The organism is Brenneria izbisi, assembly GCF_025840185.1.
Lineage (GTDB): Bacteria > Pseudomonadota > Gammaproteobacteria > Enterobacterales > Enterobacteriaceae > Brenneria > Brenneria izbisi.
This window is the reverse complement of sequence record NZ_JAMPJU010000001.1, coordinates 64,906-88,782: the sequence shown is the minus strand read 5'-3', so window position 1 is coordinate 88,782 and position 23,877 is coordinate 64,906. Positions and strand designations below refer to the sequence as shown.

Genomic DNA, 23,877 nt, shown 5'->3' with positions numbered 1-23,877 from the left:
TCAACTGGAGCAAGAGACGATCAGATGCTTACCCCACGCTGGCGGTAACGCCGCCAGATCGTCCATCTCAGGCAAATCGTCATACGGATGGCACAACGCCTGATGCAAACGCGCCAGTACGCTGATATCGTCTTTTTCCGCCCGGTCGATGGCGTTCTGCGCCAGATAGTTGCGCAGAATATATTGCGGATTAGCCGCCTTCATGCGTTGCCGTCGCTCGGCGTCATCCTGTTCTTCCCGCATCAACCGTGTGCGATAACGGCTAAACCAGTGATCAAACGCCTGACGATCGATAAACTCATCACGCAAAGGCGAAAGCGCCGCATGCTTCTCACTTTCCGCCAATAAGCGGAAGGTGCGGGTATAGTCGCGCCGCTCCTGTTGCAGCAAACGCAACAACCCGACCAGAATGTCGTTATCCTGACTGTCGGCGGTAAACAACCCCAGCTTAGCGCGCATCAGCGAACCATACTGTCGCATCAGCGCGGGTTCATAGCGCGCCAATGCCTGCTCCAGCGCATCGACGCTCATTAACCCGGACAGCGCCTGAGCCAGACGCTGAAGGTTCCACAGCCCGACGGCTGGCTGATTGTCGAAAGCATAACGTCCCTGATGATCAGAATGGTTGCAGATATAATCCGGCTGATAGTCATCCAGAAAACCATAAGGGCCGTAGTCTATCGTCAAACCCAGGATCGACATGTTGTCCGTATTCATAACGCCGTGCGCAAAACCGACCGTCTGCCAATGCGCTATCAGGCGCGCGGTTCGTTCGACGACATCGCCGAACCACAGGGCGTATCGCTGCCCATCATCCTTCCACGCAGGCCAATGACGGGCGATGACATAATCCGCCAACTGGCGCACCTTTTCCGGTTCCCGGCGATAATAAAAATGCTCGAAATGTCCGAAACGCACATGACTTTCCGCCACGCGCATCAACATCGCGCCCGGTTCTTCCCGCTCTCGCTGCACGCGTTGTTCGCTGGTGACGATGGTCAGCGCGCGCGTCGTCGGAATACCCAAATGGTGCATGGCCTCAGACGCCAGAAATTCGCGGATAACGGAGCGTAATACTGCGCGTCCATCACCCATACGCGAATAAGGGGTCAGTCCGGCGCCCTTGAGATGCCAGTCCAGCGTGCGGCCATCAGCCAGTTGTTGTTCACCAAGCAGAATGCCGCGCCCATCGCCTAACTGTCCGGCCCACAGGCCGAACTGATGTCCGCTATAAACCTGCGCCAGCGGCGCCATCCCCGGCAGTAGCGTTTCTCCACTCCAGATAGCCTGCTTCTCCGGCGTAAACCAGGCCGGAGAGAGCCCCAGTTCATTTGCCAGCCCGGTGCTGTGATAAATCAAACGGGCGCCCTGAAGCGGCGTGGGTTTTAGCGCAGTGTAAAACCCTGGCAACTGCTGAAAGTAATGATTAACGAACTGTGGCATTTGCGACATATTTTTTCTCCTGTAATTGAAAGTGTAGAGTGCAGGCAGGAGAATTAACACGGAGAGAAATTAAGGGTATTCGCCAATCGCGTTTTATGTAAAGCCAGCGGAGAGAAATCAGGGCAGTTTGATCTGTTTTTTCAATTCATCAAAGTGAACCGCGGGCCATAAGTCACCTTGTACGGCATCAATATTTAACTGTTTAACGTTATGAAAATATCCAGCGGTGTTGATGCCTTTGACGATAATCATTACGCCTTGATAATAGGACTTAATATTACGTAACAAGGGTTCTATGATAAGCGTATTAGGGGAACGTGATAATAAATGCTCCACAAAATGTTGATCCATTTTAACGCCGCTCAGTAACCCATCATGCAACGACTTTAGATTACTTTTTCCGCCACCGAAGTTATCCAACCAGAGATTAAATGTCTGACTCATCCTGACTATCACCGCGTTCTCTCTTCCTTGTGATAAACCAGGGAAATCCTCATTGATCGCCAATCGAACGAAGCCAAAGCGTCTCAGTGAATCACAAAGCTTCGCGGATTGCATAAATAAATCTGCTATTTCATAATCAGTTCGTAGCACTAAAAGAATGTTATTTTCGCTAAACCAACTGGCTTTATCTTCAATAAATAAAATATGTTCATTAATAAAATCATATCGTTGTTCTTTATTTAATAAAGTAAAAAGAATATCTGACGGCATACTCAAATTACCTGAAAAACCATTAAATCTACTTACCATTTCAACAGCAATAAGCCGACCGTCCAGGCGATAAACCGGCCAGAAAACATAGTCACTGACATAATCGACGTCCAGATGAATAATCATAGAATATTGTCAACGTAAAATGATCGTAATGTGGCGGTAATTTATTGATATCTATTATGACTTTTGGATGTCAGCCAACAATAGAAACAGTGAATGGCGATAATCACGTTCCCGTGATTTAAAAAAGAAGAACCAACGGATAGCTCAACGATTAAACATATCGCTATTACGTTATAGAGTAAAAAAAGCCTCTTCTCCACTTTCTGATTAATTATTAACTTTGTTATCAGCCCCGAAAAAATAACCTGGGCAAAATCAGGTAAGCATAAAATCAGATACGGCGAGCCTGCCAGTATGCCCGTTTCCAGTAAACATTATCCAGCGATGAACGAATGACGCCCTGACTGGTGGAAGCATGAATAAATTGATCGTCTTTATCGTAAATGCCCACATGCAATCCGCTGCCGCGGCTGCCGGTTTTGAAAAAAACCAGATCGCCTGGCAACAGGCTGTCACGATCGACCCGCTCACCCAGTTCGGTCTGCGCTTCTGTGGTACGTGGTAATTGCAGGCCAAACCGATCGCGGAACGTCCGGTAAACAAAACCAGAACAATCCACGCCATTGCGATCCAAACCGCCATAACGATAAGGCGTTCGATACCATTCACTGAGTTGATCGTTTAACTGCGCGATCACCATAATGGGATCACTCAGACGTGCGTTTGGCGGCGGGCTTTTATGACTGCTGCACCCCACCACGATCAGGCTTGCCAATATCAACAGATGTCTTAACCGTATCATGCTCGTTACCTGAAAAAACCGCCGATGCCGATCACATCCGGCAAGTGTTAGCTATCAGAATGATATATTTGCTTAATTTAGCGTTGAACGGGGATAACTGGCAAGTAAAGACGATTGTTCCGATTTTGAGCATGCGCCGTGCGGGATAATCCAGTGACGACCATCGACAACGTGGCGCTGAAAACTCACGCCAAATACCGGCGATAACAATGCGGGCGCCATCACCTCCTCCGCCGTTCCCTGCGCAATAAGCCGTCCGGCGGCGAGCAACCAGACGCGATCGGCATGGTGAAGACTGTGATTCAGATCGTGGGCGCAAAGAATAACCGTGATACCGGCCTGGCAAAGTTGTTGCAATAGTTCATCCAGCGCCACCTGCTGAGCAACGTCCAGACTATTGGCCGGCTCATCCAGCAATAGCAAGCGGGCATGCGGATTCAGCGTCGGCCAAATCTGCAATAGCGCCGCGGTCAGCCGAACCCGCTGCCACTCGCCGCCGGAGAGCCGGGTTAACGGGCGGGCCAGCTTATCAACCAGCGCCAGCCGTTCCACAAGAAAATGCACCACTTCCTCGACACGCGCGGCGCTGGCGGTTGGCGGTTGGTGCAGGCGCAAATACTGAAATACCGGCATCAGCGCCATTGGCGGTTGTTGTTGCGCCAGATAAGCGCGCTGAAGCGCCAGATCCTGAGCGGACAACCGCGCAAGCGGCAAACCGTACAGGTCGATCTCGCCTTCGCCGGCCAGCAATCCGGCCACCCGCGCCAGCAACGTACTTTTACCGGCGCCATTCGGCCCGATAATATGCAGCAATTCACCTGCGGCGCATTCGGCATCAACCGCAGAAAGGCGCGTCAGCGCGCCAACCTGTCGCAATCGTAATAACGGCGCTTCTTTCCGTGCCAATTACTTTGCCAACGCCTCTTCTATCGCTTTGATGATGGTTGCATCATCAGGCGTCAGGTCGGGTGAGAAACGCTGAATAACCTGCCCCTGACGATTGATCAGGAATTTTTCAAAATTCCATAAAATATCTTCTGGATGAGCAGGTTTGCGGCCTTTATTAACCAGGCGGGCATAAAAACCGCTCAACATCGAACCGGTTGCTTTGGGTTGTTCGCGGATTAATACCTGATACAACGGATGGCGGTTGGCGCCGTTGACTTCGATTTTGCTGAACATGGGGAATTGTACGCCAAACGTCGCGCGGCAAAACGCCTGAATCTCTTCGTCGCTGCCAGGCTCTTGCCCGGCAAATTCATTCGAGGGGAACCCCAGCACCACAAACCCCTGATCACGGTAGGTTTCGTAAATCTTTTCCAGTGCGTCATATTGCTTGGTCAAACCACATTGCGAAGCAACATTGACGATTAACGCGACCTTGCCTTGATAGGCTTCAAGCGTGGTTTCTTCCCCAGTGATCGTTTTGAGCGGAATAGTATAGATTTCGTTACTCATCATCTTGATCCTTTTATCCTGTGATGCATCAACGCCGTCAGGCTGTTCGGTACACGGGACTAAAGCCGGTTCCGTAACAGCAACCAAATAAACCACGGCGATCCCAGCGTAGCGGTAACCACCCCAATCGGCAACTCTGCGGAAACCAGCGCGATACGCGCCAGCGCATCCGCCAGCATCAATATCGCCCCGCCAGCCAGTGCGCAGCCGGTCAGCAGGTAACGATGATCGGTCAAACCACGCAGACGCAGCATATGCGGAATAATCAAGCCGACAAAGCCGATAACGCCCGCCAGCGCGACGCTCAACCCCACCAACGCGCCAATAATCAACACCAGAATATTGCGCCAACGATAGACGGAAACCCCTAACTGGCGCGCCTGTATTTCGCCTAATGCCAACCAGTTGAGCACCGCCCCTTGTCGGCTCAGCCACGCCAGAAAAGGGAAAAGCGCCGCAATCAGCCAGCCATGACGCCAGTCGATGCCGCTGAATCCGCCCATCATCCAGTACATCAGTTGGCGTAAATCCAGACTGGTACTGAAATAGACCGCCCAGGTCATAATGGCGCTACAGATAATGCCCAGCGCCACACCAATCAATAACAGACGGGCATTAGAAATATGCAGACGCGCAAAGCGCAGCAGCAGAAAGGTGATGAGTAATGCACCGGCAATGGCGCTCAGACTTAGCATCCAGACCGGCAACTGTCCCCGCCCCAGCAATACCGTCAGCACCAGCGCGACCCCCGCGCCATTGGCGACGCCCAATAAGCCAGGCTCCGCCAGCGGATTATCGAATATCGCCTGCATCACCGCGCCCGCCATCGCCAGACTCGCGCCAACCAGCATCACCGCCAGCGTTCTGGGCAAACGCAATTGCCAGATAAAAATCCGCTGCTCATCATCCAGCCAGGCGATCGGCCAAATCCAGCGATCCCCGGCACAAAGGCTGACAATCATGATCCCGATGGTCACAGACAACAGAATAACCAGCCGCCAGCGATCCTGAAGGCGCTGTTGTCGTGTTAATTGGCTATACCCCGGATTTAATGGTCGCATCATCCACCAGCAATAAAACAACCGCGCCGAATACCGATGCAGAGTTCGGTACGGCACGGATTATCAGTACATGATCTGTTATGAAACATGATCTGCTATTGATCTTTCGGCGAACCGTCAGATATCGGCTACGCTTAAAAAGTGCGAATAATACCTGTTTTCCACGCTGCGCGAGGGTAACGCTATGTTGACCATTTTGCGACAATTCATGACATGGGCCGCGCATTCGCCATCGAAACCCACGACGCCAGCAGAAAGGCATGGCTACTGCCGCGAGAGTGAATTTTGTTTCTTTAATCACTCCGCTACCTTGCCTTTCGATCAGGTCAATGAGTGCCATGACGACGGTTTACGACACGACGAAAAATCGCCCGGCCAGCCAACCCGAACGATTAAAACTTGATGCTGTTGCGCCGTGTCAGCCAGCCCCCGACGAACTCAGGCACCACCACACTGGCCGGGCCGTAGATTTTTTCGTCAAACTGGCTTTCCACCTGGCTCGGTTCAAGGTTCAGTTCCAGCGTATAGGCGCCGTGCGCATGAGCCTCATGCACAAAGCCCGCGGCGGGATAAACATGGCCGGATGTGCCGATGGCGATAAAGTAATCCGCCTGTGACAGCGCCTGATAAATTTTGTCCATGTACAGCGGCATTTCGCCAAACCATACGATATGCGGACGCAAAGGCGCAGGAAACTGACAGCAGTGGCAGCGTTCGTCCGCCGTGAGATCGCCGCTCCAGTCAACCACCTGCCCGCTCTGGCAACAACGCGCTTTCAGCAATTCACCGTGCATATGGATCACACGCTGACTCCCGGCGCGTTCATGCAGGTTATCGATATTTTGCGTAATCAACAGAAAGTTATCGCCCAGCAGGGCTTCCATATTAGCCAATGCCAGATGCGCCGCATTCGGCACAATCTCCGGTTGCTGTAGCTGGCGCCGACGCGCATTGTAAAATGCCTGCACCCGTTGCGGATCGCGCTCGAATCCTTCCGGTGTGGCGACGTCTTCAACCCGATGTTCTTCCCATAGGCCATCGGCCGCACGAAACGTACGGATGCCTGATTCGGCGGAAATACCCGCCCCGGTCAACACAACAACGCGTGGTTTTTTCACTTCGCTCGCCGCCATATAATCCCGGTGAAAAATACGTGCGCGCAGGCGCTGCTGACGCATCCGCTTCCCTTTGTGAAAACGTCCTAATCGTTGATGCGTGTGCATATAAGCTCCTGCTAATTATCCATTAAGTGTAACAAAGCCGCGCCGCGAACGCCGCCAGCATCGCCATGTCGCGCTTTTTCTATTCGTGGCAGTTTGGCGATCGGCAACAGTCGGGCTGGCAGGCGGGCGGGTAATATCTGATAAATCTCGTCGAAATTTGATAACCCGCCCCCCAGCACCAGCAGGTTCGGATCGAAGATAGTCAATAAATTGCCCAAACAGACCGCCAGTAAATCCATGAAGCGATCGACAAACGCCAGCGCGTTCTCGTCGCCCGCGCGATAGTGCCTGATGATGGTGACGGCTGGCAACGACGCCTGATAGAAATGCGAATATAGCCATTCAAAGCCCCGCCCGGAAATATAGTTTTCCATACAACCGGACTGACCGCAGCCGCACTTCACACGCGGAATATCGACGCCAATGACATCCAGCGCATCTAACGGCAGCCGTAAATGCCCGAACTCGCCGGTGATGCCGTTGCGCCCGTCAATCGGACGCCCGTTGACCACCAGTCCGCCGCCGACGCCGGTGCCAAGGATCATTCCCAACACCACCGGGTAGGAACGGAATTCGGCATTCCAGGCCTCCGACAACACAAAACAATTGGCATCGTTGTTGATGCGAATGTCGCGCTGCAAGCGCGTGCTCAGATCCGCGCCCAGCGGACGTCCCATCGTGGCCGGCAAATTGGCGGTAAACAACTCGCCGTTGTCGCCCGTTTGCATGCCCGGCACACCGATACCGACATGACCCGCCATCCCGGTCTGCGCATCGGCTTCTCTGACCAGCGATACCAGCGTATTCAGCAAATTGTCATAACTGTCGCGCGGCGTACTTACGCGCTTTTGCCATACTTTGTTGAGCTCGGCATCAAACACACCCAATTCGATTTTTGTGCCGCCCATGTCAAGACCGTAATACATGACTGCCCCTTAAATGGATGATGAAATACCTGCTCAGCAAGTCGGTCTGCCTAAAAATTTCCGGGCGTAATTTTTAGGCGGCGACAAGAGTGACGGGCGGCAATAGCCCGTCATAAATCGTTACTGCCCGCTCAACACCCTGGCCGGATCGATCCGGCTGGCGCGCCGCGCCGGATACCAACTGGCAACCAGACTCAGCAACAGCGCCGTCACCAGGACGCTTATCACATCAGTCACATGCAATTCCGATGGCAAAAAATCAATGAAATAGATATCGCCAGACAAGAATCGATGACCGATCAGCGATTCAATCGCACTGATGATATTGGTAAGCTGCAATGTCGCCACCACGCCCACCGCCACGCCGCTGACACTTCCCAGCAAACCGGCCAGCAAGCCATACCAGACAAATATAGCCCGGATCAGCCCATCCGTGGCGCCCAGCGTGCGCAGCACCGCGATATCGCCGCTTTTATCCTTCACCGCCATCACCAGCGTAGACACAATGTTAAAACAGGCCACGCTAATCACCAGCACCATAGCCAGATACATGATGGTTCGGATCATCTGGATATCACGATACATATAGCCATAGGTGCCGATCCAACTACGAATGGAGACATAGGCGTTCGTCACTTCGCCCGCCTCGCGCACCAGTTTGTTGGCGGAAAACGCATCTTTGGACTTGATGGCGATTCCCGTGACGCTGTCACCCATATCCAGATAGTGCTGCGCATCCGCCAGCGGGATCAACGCCATACTGTGATCAAGCTGGCCGCTCAATTGCAAAATCCCGCTGACATGCAGACGGATGCGCCTGGGTTGCATCAGCTTCATCGCGGGATCGCTATTAGGGATCATCACCGTAACCCAATCGCCTTCCCGCACATTCAGCGCCTGCGCCACTCCCTGACCAATGATCACCTGCTGCTCACCAGCCTGAAAACGTTGCCAGGCGCCATTCATCACAAACGACGGCAACGCGCTCAGACTGCTCTCTTGCCGCGGATCGACCCCTTTCACCTGAATCGCGCGCAAATTAGCGCCGTTTTCCAGCAAGCCGGTAAAATGAATATACGGCGCCGCCGCCGCGACCCCCGGCACTTGTTCGATTTTAGGCAACAGCGCCTGCCAGCCGTCGAACGGCTGATTGACGGGTTCGATTTCACCATGCGGCACCACCGCCAGAATGCGGTTATTCAACTCGCGCTCAAAACCGTTCATAGCGCTCAGTCCGACGATCAGCACCGCCACGCCCAGCGCGATCCCCATGGTCGAAATCACCGAAATCAATGAAACCATGCCACCGCGCCGACGACCACGACTGAAACGCAGACCAATCAGCAGGGAAAGCGGAGGTAATGTCATTGCCTGGCTCCCATCAGCGTCAACGCCTGTTGCAACTGACCATCCCGCATTTCAAGCTGGCGGCTCAGGCGTCCCGCCAGTTGCAAATCATGCGTCACAACCAGAAACGCCGTCCCCTGACGAACATTCAACTCGCCCAGCAGTTCAAAGATAGTATCGGCGGTACGTTGGTCAAGGTTTCCGGTCGGTTCATCCGCCAGCACCAGCGACGGGCTGTTAACCAAAGCTCTGGCGATGGCGACGCGCTGACGTTCCCCGCCGGACAATTCGGAAGAACGATGATGGCTGCGCGCTTCCAACCCCACCGCCGCCAGCATTTCCCGCGCTTTGTCCTGCGCCTGCGCCGTCGGAACATGACCAATCAGCAACGGCATCGCCACATTTTCCAGCGCGGTAAAATCCGGCAACAGATGGTGAAACTGATAAATAAAGCCCAGTTCGCGGTTACGCAGTTCGGATTTGGCGGCTGCCGACATTTTGCTCAGCGATTGGCCTTTGAAAATCACCTCGCCGGACGTTGGCGAGTCCAACCCGCCCAACAGGTGCAATAGCGTACTTTTACCGGAACCGGAACTGCCAACAATCGCCATCATTTCGCCGCCGCGCATCTCAAAAGAGACATTGCGCAGCACATCCGTTGACAATTTGCCTTCCTGATAGCGTTTGCACAGGTTATTGCACTGCAATAACAGTAAATCACTCATAACGTAAAGCCTCAGCGGGGTGAACGGCGGCGGCGCGCCAGGACGGATACAACGTGGATAACAAGGCGATCAGCATGGCGCTCAACGCAATCGTGACGACCTGCATCGGATCTATCGCCACGGGCAACGCCGCACCGTCAAGCAATAATCCCAACATGGGCATCAGCGTATTAAGTTGACTAGCCAATAATGCGCCCAATATCGCGCCCAGCAATGCCCCAACAATGCCGGCGCTCCCGCCCTGCACCATAAACACCATCATTATCTGACGTTGGGTCAGCCCTTGCGTTTGCAGAATAGCGACCTCTCCTTGCTTTTCCATCACCAGCAAACCCAGTGAGGTAATAATATTGAACGCCGCCACCGCAATAATCAGACTCAGCAACAAGCCCATCATATTCTTTTCCATACGGACGGCCTGAAAAAGCTCGCCTTTCCGTTCTCGCCAGTCTTTCCAGACGGCGCCAGTTGGCAGCGTCTGCGTACTCAACACATCCACCGCCAGCGGTTTATCCAGCCACAGACGCCAACCGGTAATATTGCCCGCCGGATAACGCATCAGGCGTGAAGCATCCTGCTGATTGACCAGCAACTGATAGCCGTCCACTTCGCTGTTGGCGGCAAATGTCCCGGCCACCGTGAAAATCCGTTGGCTGGGAATGCGGCCCATCGGCGTCAACTGGCTGGCGCTCGGCACCATCAGACGCAGTTGATCACCGCGCCTGACGCCCAGTTGCGCGGCCAGTTGCTCCCCCACAATCGCCTGATATTTCCCTGATTGCAGCACTTGCGGCTTCACGTTGACCAGATAACGGAACAACGGCTCCCGCTCCCCAGGGTTTATGCCCAGCATTACGCCGACGGATACGCTGCGGGCGCTTTGCAGCACCACCTCGCCGGTGGTTAACGGCGCAATTCTACGCACGCCCTCAAGCGAGCTTAATGCGGAAGAAGGTATGGACTGAGGATTGAGCGATCCCTGTGGGGCTGTGATCAACGCCTGCGGCATCAGCCCCAGAATATTGTTCTCCAGTTCACGCTCAAACCCATTCATGACGGAAAGAACGGTAACCAGCGCCATCACGCCAAGGGTGATGCCAATTGCCGATAACCAGGAGACAAACCGCCCGAAGCGGTCTGATGCTCGCCCACGCATGTAGCGCAGGCCAATAAATAATGCGACAGGTTGATACATGAAATCCGTCTGGATAAGGTTGCCAAAGCAAAGTGTTCAAGGATAATAAAGGGTAGTACTGCTTTATGGAACCCTAACACCCTCACTCTCCGGCTTTTTCTTAGCGGATGTCGGGGTCGAGACCTGATAATCAGATTATGCCTGAAAAATATCGTTATACGTTGCCGATCAAAGCGGGTGAGCAACGCCTTCTCGGTCAGCTAACTGGTGCGGCTTGCGCCGTCGAGTGCGCCGAGATCATTGACCGCCATAACGGACTGGTGGTTCTTATCACCCCGGATATGCAAAATGCGCTGCGCTTACGCGATGAAATACAACAATTCACTCAGCAAAGCGTAATAACCTTAGCCGATTGGGAAACGCTGCCTTACGATAGTTTCTCTCCCCATCAGGAAATCATTTCCAACCGACTCTCGACCTTGTACCAACTGCCGCACATGACGCGCGGCATTCTGGTTCTGCCGGTCAATACGCTGATGCAGCGCGTATGTCCGCATGCGTTTCTGCACGGTCACGCACTGATGCTGAAAAAAGGTCAGCCTTTATCACGCGATAAACTGCGTACCCAGTTGGAACAGGCGGGCTACCGCAGCGTCGATCAGGTGATGGAGCACGGCGAATACGCTACCCGCGGCGCACTGCTGGATCTCTTCCCGATGGGAAGTGAAGAACCTTATCGCATTGATTTTTTTGACGATGAAATCGACAGCCTGCGTCTGTTCGATGTGGATACACAACGCACGTTAAATGAAGTGCCGCAAATCAAGCTGTTGCCTGCTCACGAATTTCCCACCGATAAAACCGCGATTGAATGCTTCCGCAGTCAGTGGCGCGAACAGTTTGAAGTACGCCGTGACGCCGAACATATTTACCAACAGGTCAGCAAAAATATTTGGCCCGCCGGTATTGAATACTGGCAACCCTTATTTTTCACTCAACCATTACCTGCATTGTTCAGTTACTTCCCGGAAAATGCGCTGCTCATCAACACCGGAGATATTCAGCAGAGCGCGGAACGCTTCTGGCAGGATATCGGCCAACGCTTTGAAAGCCGGCGGGTTGACCCGATGCGACCGCTGCTGGCGCCTGAGACGCTGTGGTTGCAGGTTGATAAACTGTTTTCCGAGTTAAAAAACTGGCCGCGCATCCAACTGCGAACCAATACCTTGCCGGAAAAAGCGGCCCACGTGAACCTTGGCTACCTGCCGTTGCCGGATCTGGCGATTCAGCACCAGCAAAAAGCCCCGCTGGATACGCTGCGTCGTTTTATCGAACAATTTTTTCATGAGCAACATGACGGACAAGTGATTTTTTCCGTTGAGAGTGAAGGCCGGCGGGAAACCCTGCAGGATTTGCTGGCGCGCATCAAGCTCAGCCCCACGCCGATTACCAGCATCAGTCAAGCGCAACGCCGCGCCACCAGTCTGCTCATTGGCGCCAGTGAGCATGGTTTTATCGATACCTTGCGTCAGCGAGCGTTGATCTGCGAAAGCGACCTGTTGGGCGAGCGGGTAAGCCGCCGCCGTCAGGATAACCGGCGAACCATCAATACTGATACCTTGATTCGCAATTTGGCGGAGCTTCGCCCCGGTCAACCGGTCGTGCACCTTGAACACGGGGTTGGTCGCTATGCCGGATTGACGACGCTGGAAGCTGGCGGCATTAAAGCCGAATACCTGATTCTGACCTACGTCGGAGAAGACAAGCTGTATGTTCCGGTATCCTCGTTGCATCTCATCAGCCGCTATGCGGGGGGGGCTGACGAGAGCGCTCCGCTGCATAAACTCGGCGGCGATGCCTGGTCGCGCGCCCGGCAGAAAGCGGCGGAAAAAGTGCGGGATGTCGCCGCCGAACTGCTGGATATTTATGCACAACGCGCCGCCAAAAGCGGTTTTGCCTTCAGACATGATAAAACGCAGTATCAACTTTTCTGCGAAAGCTTCCCCTTTGAGACGACGCCGGATCAGGCGCAAGCCATCAACGCCGTGTTAAGCGATATGTGTCAACCGCTGGCAATGGATCGTCTGGTGTGCGGCGATGTAGGTTTTGGTAAAACCGAAGTAGCGATGCGCGCCGCGTTTCTGGCGGTGGAAAATCATAAACAAGTGGCTGTTTTGGTGCCCACCACCCTGCTGGCGCAACAGCATTACGATAACTTCCGCGATCGCTTTGCCAACTGGCCGGTAAAGATCGAAATGATTTCCCGCTTCCGCAGCGCACGCGAGCAAACGCAGATTCTGGAAGAAACGCAGCAGGGTAAAGTCGATATCCTGATCGGCACCCATAAGCTGTTGCAGAGCGACGTCAACTGGCGCGATCTCGGCCTGCTGATTGTGGATGAAGAGCACCGTTTCGGCGTGCGCCATAAGGAGCGCATCAAAGCGATGCGGGCCAACGTGGATATTCTGACGCTCACCGCCACCCCGATCCCGCGGACGCTGAACATGGCCATGAGCGGTATGCGCGATCTGTCTATTATCGCCACGCCGCCGGCGCGCCGTCTGGCGGTGAAAACCTTCGTGCGCGAATACGATAATCTGGTGGTTCGCGAAGCTATCCTGCGTGAAGTGCTGCGTGGCGGTCAGGTCTATTATCTCTATAACGATGTGGAGAATATCGACAAGGCCGCCCAACGGCTGGCGGAACTGGTGCCGGAAGCGCGTATCGCCATCGGTCACGGTCAGATGCGCGAACGTGATCTGGAACGGGTAATGAATGACTTCCACCACCAGCGTTTCAATGTGCTGGTGTGTACCACCATCATCGAAACCGGGATTGATATTCCCAGCGCCAATACCATTATCATCGAACGCGCCGATCACTTCGGGCTGGCGCAGTTGCATCAGTTGCGTGGCCGCGTCGGACGTTCACATCATCAGGCATATGCATACCTGTTGACGCCCAACCCCAAAGCCATGAGTAGCGACGCGCATAAACGTCTGGAAGCGATCGCCTCGCTGGAAGACCTGGGCGCAGGCTTTGCGCTCGCGACGCACGATCTGGAAATTCGCGGCGCCGGGGAATTGCTGGGTGAAGATCAGAGCGGACAAATGACCAGCGTCGGCTTCTCGTTATATATGGAGTTGCTGGAAAGCGCTGTTGATGCGCTGAAAGCCGGACGCGAACCCTCGCTGGAAGATCTGATCAGCAGCCAGACCGACGTTGAACTGCGTTTACCGGCGTTGTTGCCTGAGGATTTCATCCCCGACGTCAACACCCGGTTGTCCTTTTACAAGCGTATTGCCAGTGCAAAAACAGCGGCGGAACTGGACGAACTCAAAGTCGAGCTTATCGATCGTTTCGGCATGCTGCCGGATGCCGCACGCCAACTGTTGCAGGTTGCAGCGCTGCGTCAGCAGGCACAATCACTGGGCATCAAACGCATTGAAGGCAACGAAAAAGGCGGTTTTATCGAGTTCAGCGAAAAGAATCGCGTAGACCCGTCCCATCTGATCGGCTTGCTGCAACGCGATCCAGGAACCTACCGGCTGGATGGCCCGACGCGTCTGAAGTTTATTAAAGACCTCAGCGCCCGTCCGCTACGTATTGAATTTATCGGATCGCTATTGAACAACATGGCGCAACATACGTTGGCGGCATAGACTAGGGGACTGGGAAGCGCGCCTGAGCAATCGTTCTCATGCGGCATTCCCACATAATAATGGAGTACACAATGAAAGTACAAACACTGGTTCCATTACTGCTGATCGGGATCGCTTCCAATGCCGCCTATGCCGCAGACGCCAACGCCGAACAGGGGATGACGCAGAGCGATACGCTCAAAAAAATCAGGGATACCGGAACCATCGTCGTCGGACACCGTGAATCCTCCGTTCCCTTTTCCTACTATGACAATAACCAAAAGGTCGTCGGTTACTCTCAGGAATACTCGAATGCGATTGTCGAGGCGGTAAAAAAACAACTGGCTATGCCCAATCTGACGGTAAAAATGGTGCCAATTACCTCACAGGCGCGGATTCCGCTGCTGCAAAACGGCACGATTGATTTTGAATGCGGCTCCACCACCAACAATGCGGAGCGTCAGCAGCAGGTAGCTTTCTCCAACTCCATCTTTATCGTCGGCGGAAAGTTGCTGGTTAAAAAAGGCAGCGGCATCAACGATTTTCAGGATCTGTCAGGAAAACCCGTCACCACGACTTCCGGCACTACCAACGAAATTCTGCTCAACCAGTTGAATGATAAAAACAACATGAAGATGCGCATCATATCGTCCAAGGATCACAGCGACGCCTTCCGCACGCTGGAAAGTGGACGGGCGGTGGCCTTTTACATGGATGATCCGTTGCTGGCCGGTGAGCGCGCCAAGGCGAAGAAACCCGATCAATGGGAAATCGTTGGGACGCCGCAATCCAATGAAGCCTATGGCTGTATGTTGCGCAAGAACGATCCTGCCTTTAAGAAGCTAATGGATGAGACTATCGCCGAAGCGCAAACATCTGGCGAAGCGGAAAAATGGTATCAGCGCTGGTTTACTCAGCCGATCCCGCCCAAAAACATTAACATGAATTTTACTATGTCGGATGAGATGAAAGCGCTGTTCAAAGCACCGAATGATCGTATCCTGTAGGCGACGATATGGTTTCAGACAGATATCGCGCGACAAGCGCGTGATAAAAGAAAACGCCGCCTGGATAACAAATGCTATCTGGGCGGCATAAAGAAAAGCCGTACTGGGTGTTAACTCTGTTGATTCAAAATCAACTGACCGTTTCTATCCACTGGAATCTGTGTTCCAGGATCACGATCCATGCGGATTTTGCCCTGCTGGTCGCCAATTTTATAAGTCACGTCATAGCCCAGCACTTTCTGCGATTTATCGTATACCGTCTGGCAACGTTGCTGCGTGGTCGTATACGTATCGTTTTCCTGCATGCTGCTTTGTACGCGGTTACCGGCATAGCCGCCCGCTAACGCGCCCGCAACCGTCGCCACATCTTTACCGCGTCCGCCGCCGAACTGGTGGCCCAGTACGCCCCCCGCCACCGCCCCCAGAACAGAACCGGCAATCTGGTTTTCATCCTGAACGGGACGACGATTGGTTACTGAAACATTACGACACTCCTGACGAGGCGTTTTCACCGTTTCTTTAATTGGTGTTGCCGTCAGTACCTGCGCATACTGCGGTTTCGATGAGAAAACATCCATACTCGCCACGGCCGCCACACCCAATGCCGCAGCGACACCGATACCTACACCCGCTAACATTGATTTGTTCACAGGATACCTCCCGAATATATTTCCGCGCATTCCCCATCCACAATCCTGTAATAACGATGCTTTATCTTTATTACGCCTCGCGTGATACGCGATGGAACCGATGGCGCCTCCCAAATGACTGTCATTCAGGATTTGCGGCGTGCGCGCTACGCCGTCTGTAAACAGTGGGAAGTCTGCACAATGTTTATTAACCTCGCAATAAGACTAATTAACCAAAAATGTCTCTTTCGTAACATAAAACCATCATTTGAGAATTGTCTTAACGTGAATAGGTAATAAGCGCTATTTTATTCTGAGGAAAAACGTAGGGACAACCGTCTGTCCTGTCTCGAACGACAGGACAGACATTGAAGGGCGCTCGATAAACGCTGACCCGGTACTGCGATATCAGAGAATTAGTGCAGTTTAAGACGTGGACGGATCACCCGGTTAATACCGCCAACCAGCATCATCAGACCAGTCTTCACATAACCATGCAGCGCAATCTGATGCATACGGTATAAGGAAATGTAAACAAAACGCGCTATGCGTCCTTCCACCATCACCGAACCACGCATCAGGTTACCCATCAAGCTCCCTACCGTACTGAACTTGGACAGCGATACCAGCGAGCCGTGGTCTTTATATACATACGGCTTCAGCGCTTGCCCGTTCAACAACGCCACGATATTGCTATGGCAGCGTGAAGCCATCTGGTGCGCGGCCTGCGCGCGCGGCGGCACAAAACCGCCGCCTTCCTGCGGGCAGGAAGCACAGTCGCCAATGGCGAAAATGTCAGGATCACGAGTGGTCTGCAATGTCGGTTCAACCACCAGTTGGTTGATGCGGTTGGTTTCCAGACCGGCAATCTCTTTCATTGCATCCGGTGCTTTAATCCCGGCGGCCCATACCATTAGGTCAGCCTCAATAAACTCGCCGTCTTTGGTATTCAGACCGCCAGCCTCGGCGCTGGTCACCATGGTTTTGGTAAGAACACGGACGCCGATATTCGTCAGTTCCTGATGCGCCGCCGCTGAAATACGCGCAGGCAATGCAGGCAAGATACGCTCACCGGCCTCAACCAGCGTCACATTCAGCGTTTCCTTACCCAACCCATCAAAACCGTAGCTGTGTAGCTGCTTCACCGCATTATGCAATTCAGCGGACAGTTCAACGCCGGTCGCGCCGCCACCGACGATAGCGATATTCACCTGCTCTTTTTCATCCGTCCTGGCCGTGAACTTCAGGAACAGATTCAGCATTTCGTTGTGGAAACGCCGGGCCTGTTTGGGGTTATCCAGGAAGATACAGTGATCTTTTACCCCTGGCGTACCAAAGTCGTTCGAGGTACTGCCTAATGCGATCACCAGAATGTCGTAAGGAATTTTGCGTGCGGGCACCAGCAGTTCGCCCTGCTCGTCGCAGATTTCCGCCAGTTGAATGTTCTTCTGCTCGCGATCGATATCCGTTAACATGCCAAGCTGGAACTGGAAGAAGTGATGACGAGCATGGGCCAGATAGCTCAGCGCATCCATATCGTCATCCAGCGATCCGGTTGCCACTTCGTGCAGCAACGGTTTCCACAGATGGCTATGATTACGATCAACCAGCGTCACTTCCGCTTTCTTCTTGCGGCCTAACTTATGACCCAGGCTGGTAGCCAGTTCAAGTCCGCCGGCTCCCCCGCCGACAATAACGATTTTTTTGATTGGTGATGTCAAAATGACCCCCTAAAATGTGAACCAATAGTTAATAAAGGGTAAATAAATAATATCCTTATATTACATAGGGTTCGCGTAAGTTAAACTTGGTATCTTCGGCAAGAATATCACGGCAGGTCATTTGGTCATACCAAAATTGATATATATCAATTTATTTTCAGGCACAAGCTGAAACCTATCAGCCTTTCAGTCGATTAGCCGATCATGTGCCGCAAGAAAATGGACTGTTGCCAGCCAAACGGCTGCACGGAAGCGCAGGATTTTCTTCTATTGCAGCACAGAGACAGGATATGGATTCAAATCATCACCCCAGCGTCTTAAACGCCTTCATCCGTTGCAGGTGTGGCGAAATGCTTTTGAACTTATGTGACTGAACCTCATCCCAGACGATTTCATAGTAGTTACCTAATACCTGCGCGCTACGCTGACTATCCAGCATTTCGTCCTGACGCGACAGCACCACCAGACAACGATCTCGGTTCTTCTCACGGAAATTCGCCACACACTTGGTGGCGATATCCAGATACTCTTCCGGGCGATCGATTTTGCCGATCATGTTTTCCTGCGGAAACAGGTTAGGGTTGAATATCACCTGCCGAATATCACACAGGAACCCCACCCGCTCAGCCCAAAAACCGCCAAGCCCTACCCCGCATATCAGTGGACGTTCATCGTTGGCATGCTGAATCATTTTATCCACCTGTTTCAACAGGTGCTGCATGTCATGACGCGGATGCAACGTGCTATAACTAAGCAACTGAACATCCTCATCGATAAACTGTAGCTGTAACACTTTTTCGTGGTTGCCGGGGCTGTTTGAGTCAAAACCATGTAAATAAATAATCATCGCTATCCTCACCACTGTTTTACACACACGCCGTGGCTTACACCTACACGCATAAAGTGTAGCCTTGTTACCCCGTAATCAGGCAGATTTATGCGCTTCCCAGCGTTCGCTGAGCGCCGTCAGTGCCTGATTCGCCAGCTTCCAGCGTGGCGAATCCAGCAACTGCCTGCGGGAATACTTTCCCTGATGATATAAATTGGCTAACCGCTGCGCTTTGACCGGGGACAGATTATCCAGCACGCTGACGGCGCCATCGCGGTTATTGCAAACCAGAATCATGTCACATCCCGCATCCAGCGAAGCCTGAGCGCGTTCAGGATACCCCCCCATCACCGCCGCACCTTCCATTGACAGATCGTCGGAAAAAATAACGCCATTGAAATTGAGCTCCTGACGCAATACGTGTTTTAACCAGAACGCTGAGCCGCTGGCCGGACGCGGATCGGCCTCGGTATAAATCACATGAGCGGGCATGATGGCGTCCAGTTGCTGTTGCTGAATCAACTGGCTGAAAATAAACATATCGTGCGCACGGATCGTCTCCAGCGGGCGCGGATCGTGTGGCGTTTCCTTATGAGAATCCGCGCTTACGGCGCCGTGACCGGGGAAATGCTTGCCCGTCACCTTCATTCCCGCATTATGCATACCACGAATAAAGTTTTGCGCCATCATCAGCGCCTTGTGCGGTTCGGCATGGAAGGAGCGCTCGCCAATGGCCGCACTCTGGTGACCAATATCCAGCACTGGCGCGAAACTGATATCGATATCCATTGCAATCATCTCTGCCGCCATCAGCCAGCCAGCTTCCTGCGCCAGCCGTTGCGCTTCGGTTTCCGTATTCAACGCAGCAAACGCCTGCGCTGCCGGTAACCGGGTAAACCCGTCACGAAAACGCTGAACACGTCCCCCCTCCTGATCGACCGACACCACCAGACGCGTGTGCGTGGCAGCGCGGATCTGACGCACCAGTTCGCGCAATTGTTCCGCATCATGAAAATTGCGGGTAAATAAAATCACGCCGCCGACCAGCGGATGCGCCAATACTTCACGATCTTCCGCGTCCAGCTGATAGCTGGCAACATCTAACATTACCGGACCCACACCAACCTCATTCTTTGCTGTTTAATTACGCCCATTAAAAAAACGCCCCTTGTCATTTGCCCGGCATGGGATTCAATTTAACCCCAGTTGTCGGCGCAAGGCTGGGAGCGCTCGCAAAAATCTGTCCTGCCGCGTTTGCCGCCAACGGACTTCGAACCACATCAAGACCAGATAATCGACCCAGGGCAACCATTGCATAACATGCCGATAGAGCCGTCTGGCAGACAATCCGGGGCGATACCGCTGATATGTCGCTAAAAAATCAAGCTGCGCTGGCGTATCCATCTGATTCGCACGAAAGATAAAAGCCATCTCAAAAGCGATATCTCCGTCCGAAGCATATTCCCAATCGATAAGCATCACACCCTGTTCGGTTATCAACAGATTTTCAGCATGAACATCCAGGTGCAACGGCGCATAAGCCAATGGCGTCGGCCAGGGCGAGCGTTGGAAATGCTGATGCAGACGCAGCAACGCCGGCGAGCGACGGCGCGCATCCATCTGTTGCCAGTGTCGGGCAAACAATGCTCTGAGTTCCAACGGGCAACCGCTGCACGGCTGCTGATGAATTCGGGACAGAATACTCGCCAACGCGCCATTGGCCAGCAAATCGGCAAACTCGTCCGCCGTGGCGATACGCCCTGGCACCCATTCAATGATCAACCAGCCGCGTCGCCAGAGCAGCGGGCGCGGCGCTAATCCAACGGCGCCCATCTGACGCAACAGATGAAACTCGCGCTGACGATCAGTGCCGGTCTGCCGGCCCCATGTCGATTGCGGACGCGCCAACCATTCGATATCCGGCCCGGAGATACGCCAGCTTTCACTGCTGAGACCGCTGATAGGTTCGAAATGAAAACCGGCGGTATCAACCGCCGGAAAATAGTGCCGCACAAGCTCAGTAAGTTGCTGTTTACTGTTGAACGCTTTCATTGCCTGACCAAATAATTTCGCCCGTCTGCACCAGCATCAACTGCATATCGATCGTCGGCGATCTCACATCGCCGCTCACGTCGCTGTACAGCACATATTGCGCGCCGACATAACGCGCCAGCCCAATGGCCTTGCTGCGCGAACCTAAACTGTCATCCACGGATAATCCCAGCGTCTGCTTCGCCACCGCTAACTGCTCACGCGGCACTAGCGCGAAGGTATTGCCGGATGACAAAGCGTTATACAACGCGCTATTGGCTTTTGCCGTTTGCAGCGATCCGTTGGTGTTGTTTTTCACGCTATCCAGCAACAAGATACTGCCTTGCGTCACGCCATCCGCTTTCAACATTTGCGCAACCAGCGGGTTGATGCTGGCTTCCCAGTTTAATGTTTGAATTTTTGGCGGAGACGGAACTTGCTCGCCAGGCGGCGTCGCCGGAACAGGCGGTTCGACAGGCTCAATGGTCGCGGGCGGTTCAACAGGCTCCGGCGGACGACTCGGACACCCCGTCAATACCAACACGGCCAGCGCTACCCCTAGATACTTTTTCATGTTTCCTCTCTCAACACACCATTATAAAAATAGATGAAGGCGGATCTGACGCACATCAGGATTGCTGCGCGCTGAAGAAATTGTTATTTCCGTCTGAGGCGGGAGCACAAGCGTTTGTACATCGTCATACGGCAAAATATCCAGCCCATTGCCATCATACCAATAGAAACGGTAATGCACAGTGACAGGCTGTTGCGCATCGTTGCTGAGCACGGATGATGCGCGGCGTTTACCGTTTTCCAGACCAAGGGAAGGCGCGTCGGCGATAACACCGGCAGATAACAGCGGCGCATCCATTACCAACGTTTGCCGTTCATTGATTGTCAGCACTTTTGGCGTGCTGCACGCCGCCAGTAGGCCCGCCATCAACAAAAGCGACAAACACCGCATCATCGGATTACGCATCGCAAACTCCATTAGTCAGCCAACAAAGGCCCCAATGGATGACCTCCCAGCAGGTGCATATGAATATGATAGACTTCCTGCCCGCCATGACGGTTGCAGTTGATAATCAGACGATAGCCGTCATCCGAAATGCCTTCCTGACGGGCAATCTTTCCGGCGACGGTGATCATGCGTCCCAGCGCGGCTTCGTGCTCAGCGCTGGCTTCATTGACGGTTGGAATGAGTACATTAGGAACGATCAGAATATGGGTGGGCGTGCGTGGCGCAATATCACGAAATGCGGTTACCAGTTCGTCCTGATACACGATATCGGCAGGAATTTCCCGGCGGATGATTTTACTAAAAATGGTTTCTTCAGCCATGATTGATTTCCTTTTTAAACAAACGCAGATCAAAGTCGTGTAGGCAGTATGAGTGACATATTCCATTTCTTTCAACCTTCTTCGTCTATTTCTGACGCGGATGATTAAAATACGACAGGTCTGACACACGCTATTTTTCTCTTTCCCTCCCGGCGGGATGCTATTCCCCCGCAGATGTTCAATCCCCTGGCTGCAAAAGCGTGCTGACGGCAACCATGAAAAAAGGGGCTTACGCCCCTGATATTTCCCAACAACCGATCAGTGTTGACGGATGTAATCATCCATGTCGGTTTTCAGGTTATCGGATTTGGTACCAAAAATGGCCTGAACCCCGGAACCGGCGATCACCACCCCGGCAGCCCCCAGTTGTTTCAAACCAGCCTGATCCACTTTTGATACATCACCCACGCTAACACGCAGACGCGTAATGCACGCATCCAGATTGGTGATATTGTCTTTACCACCGAAAGCGCTGACCAGCGCCGCCGCCATCTCCGAGCCATTCTGAGCGGCCTGCTCCGAAGACGAGTCTTCACGACCAGGCGTTTTCAGGTTCAGCTTGACGATCAGTACACGGAAAATCGTGTAGTAAATCAGCGCATAGCCCAGCCCGACAATAGGGAACAGCCACAATTTGCTGCCATTGCCGCTCAACACGACGAAGTCGATCAAACCATGCGAGAAACTTGTGCCGTCACGCATGCCCAACAGGATACAGATCGGGAAAGCCAGACCAGCCAGGATCGCGTGGATGACATACAGGATCGGCGCCACGAACAGGAAAGAGAACTCGATAGGCTCGGTAATACCGGTCAGGAACGCGGTCAATGCCGCGGAAATCATGATACCGCCGACTTTGGCGCGGTTTTCCGGTTTGGCGGAATGCCAGATAGCGATAGCCGCTGCCGGCAGACCGTACATTTTGAACAAAAAGCCGCCCGACAGTTTGCCCGCCGTCGGGTCACCCGCCATATAACGCGGAATATCGCCGTGGAACACCTGACCGGCTGCGTTGGTGAACTCGCCAATCTGCATCTGGAAAGGCACGTTCCAGATATGATGCAAGCCAAACGGCACCAAAGAACGTTCTACCAGACCATACAGACCAAATGCCAGCACCGGGTTCTGATACGCGCCCCATTGGGAGAATGCCTGAATAGCGCGACCGACCGGCGGCCAAATAAAGGACAGCGCGATACCAAGCACAATGGCGAACAAACCCGAAATAATCGGAACAAAGCGTTTGCCCGCGAAGAAGCCGAGGTATTCCGGCAATTTAATGCGATAAAAGCGGTTAAACATATACGCGGCGATAGAACCGGCGATAATCCCGCCCAATACGCCGGTATCCGCCAGCCGCTGAGCTTCAATTTCAGCCGCCGGCAAATGCAGAACCAGAGGCGCCACCACCGCCATGGTCTTGACCATAATGCCGTAGGCAACGACCGCCGCCAGTGCGGAAACGCCATCGTTATTGGTAAATCCCAGAGCAACACCGATAGCGAAGATTAACGGCATATTGGCGAAAACGGACCCACCCGCCTCCGCCATAACGTGGGATACCACCGCTGGTAACCAGCTAAAATTGGCCGCGCCGACACCCAGCAGAATACCTGCGATAGGCAATACGGAAACGGGCAGCATTAACGACTTACCTACTTTCTGTAGGTTTGCGAATGCATTCTTAAACATAATTGAGAGTGCTCCTGAGTAATAGTGCTTTACTGCTGATACTGCATATCGGCAAAGGCGAGGAAATAATCCTTTGCATGTTGGGG

22 protein-coding genes are annotated in these 23,877 nt (G+C 53.3%); 2 read left to right on the top strand and 20 right to left on the bottom strand.

Features of this window, described 5'->3' with window-relative positions:
• From NC856_RS00440 to lolC, 11 genes are all read right to left on the bottom strand, one after another.
• A complete protein-coding gene (locus NC856_RS00440; protein WP_264088876.1) occupies window positions 1–1,443 on the bottom strand; it encodes a protein adenylyltransferase SelO in 1,443 nt (480 codons plus the stop codon).
• Between the two features lie 117 nt (window positions 1,444–1,560).
• Window positions 1,561–2,283, bottom strand: coding sequence for an EAL domain-containing protein (locus NC856_RS00435; RefSeq protein ID WP_264088436.1), 723 nt, complete (start codon window positions 2,281–2,283; stop codon window positions 1,561–1,563).
• 271 nt (window positions 2,284–2,554) lie between these two features.
• Window positions 2,555–3,025, bottom strand: a complete 471-nt coding sequence (locus NC856_RS00430; protein WP_264088435.1) for an NlpC/P60 family protein — start codon at window positions 3,023–3,025, stop codon at window positions 2,555–2,557.
• Window positions 3,026–3,097: 72 nt separating this feature from the next.
• The gene (gene btuD, locus NC856_RS00425; protein ID WP_264088434.1) at window positions 3,098–3,931 is read right to left on the bottom strand and encodes a vitamin B12 ABC transporter ATP-binding protein BtuD; all 834 of its coding nucleotides are present in this window, start codon (window positions 3,929–3,931) and stop codon (window positions 3,098–3,100) included.
• A complete protein-coding gene (locus tag NC856_RS00420) occupies window positions 3,932–4,483 on the bottom strand; it encodes a glutathione peroxidase (RefSeq protein ID WP_264088433.1) in 552 nt (183 codons plus the stop codon).
• Window positions 4,484–4,542: 59 nt separating this feature from the next.
• Complete coding sequence (gene btuC / locus NC856_RS00415; protein ID WP_264088431.1) at window positions 4,543–5,544, bottom strand: vitamin B12 ABC transporter permease BtuC; 1,002 nt, start codon at window positions 5,542–5,544, stop codon at window positions 4,543–4,545.
• Between the two features lie 392 nt (window positions 5,545–5,936).
• Window positions 5,937–6,767, bottom strand: a complete 831-nt coding sequence (cobB, locus tag NC856_RS00410) for a Sir2 family NAD+-dependent deacetylase (protein WP_264088430.1) — start codon at window positions 6,765–6,767, stop codon at window positions 5,937–5,939.
• Between the two features lie 11 nt (window positions 6,768–6,778).
• A complete protein-coding gene (gene nagK / locus NC856_RS00405) occupies window positions 6,779–7,693 on the bottom strand; it encodes an N-acetylglucosamine kinase (protein ID WP_264088429.1) in 915 nt (304 codons plus the stop codon).
• Window positions 7,694–7,813: 120 nt separating this feature from the next.
• Window positions 7,814–9,061, bottom strand: coding sequence for a lipoprotein-releasing ABC transporter permease subunit LolE (gene lolE / locus NC856_RS00400; RefSeq protein WP_264088428.1), 1,248 nt, complete (start codon window positions 9,059–9,061; stop codon window positions 7,814–7,816).
• Window positions 9,058–9,765: a lipoprotein-releasing ABC transporter ATP-binding protein LolD gene (lolD, locus tag NC856_RS00395; protein ID WP_264088426.1), complete on the bottom strand. Its 708-nt coding sequence runs from the start codon at window positions 9,763–9,765 to the stop codon at window positions 9,058–9,060. The genes lolE and lolD overlap by 4 nt, the downstream gene beginning before the upstream one ends.
• Entirely contained in the window at window positions 9,758–10,960 is a 1,203-nt protein-coding gene (lolC, locus tag NC856_RS00390) for a lipoprotein-releasing ABC transporter permease subunit LolC (protein ID WP_264088425.1), read from the bottom strand. Before lolC ends, lolD begins: the two co-directional genes overlap by 8 nt.
• Before the next feature lie 137 nt (window positions 10,961–11,097).
• Between lolC and mfd the strand changes: the two genes are divergently transcribed.
• Entirely contained in the window at window positions 11,098–14,562 is a 3,465-nt protein-coding gene (gene mfd, locus NC856_RS00385; protein WP_264088423.1) for a transcription-repair coupling factor, read from the top strand.
• A 71-nt stretch (window positions 14,563–14,633) separates the two neighbouring features.
• Window positions 14,634–15,548, top strand: a complete 915-nt coding sequence (locus tag NC856_RS00380) for a glutamate/aspartate ABC transporter substrate-binding protein (protein ID WP_264088421.1) — start codon at window positions 14,634–14,636, stop codon at window positions 15,546–15,548.
• Between the two features lie 110 nt (window positions 15,549–15,658).
• Here NC856_RS00380 and NC856_RS00375 read toward each other — a convergent pair whose 3' ends face one another.
• From NC856_RS00375 to ptsG, 9 genes are all read right to left on the bottom strand, one after another.
• Window positions 15,659–16,198 (bottom strand): glycine zipper 2TM domain-containing protein, encoded by a 540-nt coding sequence (locus NC856_RS00375; protein WP_264088420.1) that lies wholly within the window; start codon window positions 16,196–16,198, stop codon window positions 15,659–15,661.
• Window positions 16,199–16,593: 395 nt separating this feature from the next.
• Window positions 16,594–17,898, bottom strand: a complete 1,305-nt coding sequence (locus NC856_RS00370; RefSeq protein ID WP_264088419.1) for an NAD(P)/FAD-dependent oxidoreductase — start codon at window positions 17,896–17,898, stop codon at window positions 16,594–16,596.
• Window positions 17,899–18,202: 304 nt separating this feature from the next.
• A complete protein-coding gene (gene ycfP / locus NC856_RS00365; protein WP_113867995.1) occupies window positions 18,203–18,745 on the bottom strand; it encodes an alpha/beta hydrolase YcfP in 543 nt (180 codons plus the stop codon).
• 78 nt (window positions 18,746–18,823) lie between these two features.
• A complete protein-coding gene (gene nagZ, locus NC856_RS00360) occupies window positions 18,824–19,846 on the bottom strand; it encodes a beta-N-acetylhexosaminidase (protein WP_264088418.1) in 1,023 nt (340 codons plus the stop codon).
• Window positions 19,847–19,918: 72 nt separating this feature from the next.
• Window positions 19,919–20,779, bottom strand: coding sequence for a thiamine kinase (thiK, locus tag NC856_RS00355; RefSeq protein WP_264088417.1), 861 nt, complete (start codon window positions 20,777–20,779; stop codon window positions 19,919–19,921).
• Window positions 20,760–21,332 carry a penicillin-binding protein activator LpoB gene (gene lpoB, locus NC856_RS00350; protein ID WP_264088416.1) on the bottom strand — a complete coding sequence of 191 codons (573 nt, stop codon included), beginning with the start codon at window positions 21,330–21,332 and terminating at the stop codon, window positions 20,760–20,762. Before lpoB ends, thiK begins: the two co-directional genes overlap by 20 nt.
• A gap of 21 nt (window positions 21,333–21,353) precedes the next feature.
• Entirely contained in the window at window positions 21,354–21,737 is a 384-nt protein-coding gene (locus tag NC856_RS00345) for a YcfL family protein (RefSeq protein ID WP_264088415.1), read from the bottom strand.
• Window positions 21,738–21,748: 11 nt separating this feature from the next.
• The gene (hinT, locus tag NC856_RS00340; protein ID WP_264088414.1) at window positions 21,749–22,099 is read right to left on the bottom strand and encodes a purine nucleoside phosphoramidase; all 351 of its coding nucleotides are present in this window, start codon (window positions 22,097–22,099) and stop codon (window positions 21,749–21,751) included.
• 258 nt (window positions 22,100–22,357) lie between these two features.
• On the bottom strand, window positions 22,358–23,791 hold the full coding sequence (ptsG, locus tag NC856_RS00335) for a PTS glucose transporter subunit IIBC (protein WP_264088413.1): 1,434 nt from the start codon (window positions 23,789–23,791) through the stop codon (window positions 22,358–22,360).
• Between the last annotated feature and the right edge of the window lie 86 nt (window positions 23,792–23,877).